Origin of the sequence: Mesorhizobium sp. WSM4306, from assembly GCF_007003975.1 — a bacterium.
Taxonomy (GTDB): domain Bacteria; phylum Pseudomonadota; class Alphaproteobacteria; order Rhizobiales; family Rhizobiaceae; genus Mesorhizobium.
On record NZ_VFTC01000067.1, the window covers coordinates 1 to 1293 of the forward strand.

The 1293-nt window shown below is 63.9% G+C and carries 1 protein-coding gene; it reads left to right on the forward strand.

Annotated features, from left to right (window positions below):
* The first annotated feature begins 85 nt into the window (after positions 1 to 85).
* Positions 86 to 1216 carry an IS481 family transposase gene (locus FJV77_RS32165; protein WP_142870368.1) on the forward strand — a complete coding sequence of 377 codons (1131 nt, stop codon included), beginning with the start codon at positions 86 to 88 and terminating at the stop codon, positions 1214 to 1216.
* Positions 1217 to 1293: the final 77 nt, after the last annotated feature.

Here is a 1293-nt window from a genome sequence, read left to right on the forward strand (position 1 = left end):
CCCTTTGTTTGAACTGGGGACATCGCGAACAGGTGTGCGAGGACATCGCGAACAGTTTTGCGCGTTTTGCGCGAGGGGGTTCGGGATGCCGTTCGAGGCCAGAAGCGTGATGAGCCAGAAAGAAGAGTTCGTGAGATTGGCGCTGGCGCCTGGCGCCAATGTGAGCGCGTTGTGCCGGCGCTTCGGCATTGGCCGGACCTGTGGCCACAAGTTGCTTTCGCGCTATCGGATGGAAGGCGCGGCGGGCCTAGTGGAGCAGTCTCGGCGACCACTGTCGAGCCCGGCACGCAGTGCGCCGGAGGTGGAAGCAGCAGCCGTTTCGGTGCGTGTGGCGCATCCAGCCTGGGGTGGGCGCAAGATCGCGCGGGTGCTTGCCCGCGAAGGCATCGGCACGCCGGCGGCCTCGACGGTCACCGGCATCCTGCGCCGCAACGGTATCGAGCTAGGGGCTTTGGGCGGCGGAGCCCAGCCTTTCATTCGCTTCGAGCATGCCGCCCCCAACCACCTGTGGCAGATGGACTTCAAGGGCCACGTTGCCTTGCGCGCCGGCCGGCTGCATCCGCTTACCGTGCTCGACGACTATTCGCGTTTCTCGATCGCGCTGTCGGCCTGCGCCGACCAGACCACCGAGACCGTAAAAGCCCGGCTGATCGCCGCCTTCCGTCGCTATGGCCTGCCGTGGCGCATCGCCACAGACAATGGTCCGCCTTGGGGCGATGGTGGACGCAACGACTTCACTTTGCTCACCGTCTGGCTGATCGAGATTGGCATCGCCGTCAGCCACTCCAGGCCTTGCCATCCGCAGACGCTCGGCAAGGACGAGCGCTTCCATCGTTCGCTCAAGGCCGAGGCATTGCAGGGACCGCCCTTCGCCAATCTCGCCGAGGCTCAGGATGCCTTCGACCAGTGGCGCCACGTCTACAACGCCCAGCGTCCCCACGACGCGCTGGACGGCGGCGTGCCGCTCGATCGCTACCAGGCCTCGCCGCGCCAATACCGAGAAACTGTCGAGCCGTTCGAATATGCCAAGGACGACCTCATCCGCCGCGTTCAGCAGCACGGCTTCGTCTCAATCCTTGGCCGCTCAATGCGCTTGTGCAGGGCCTTCGCGGGAAAGTCCGTCGCCTTCAGGCCCACTGCCATAGACGGCGTCTTCGACGCCTGGTTCAGACATCAAAAAATAGAAACCATCGACCTCAACACCTTGGCCCGATAGCATGCAAAACTGTTCGCGATGTCCTCGCACACCTGTTCGCGATGTCCTCGGTCCAAACACCCTTGTGGGAGAAGGTG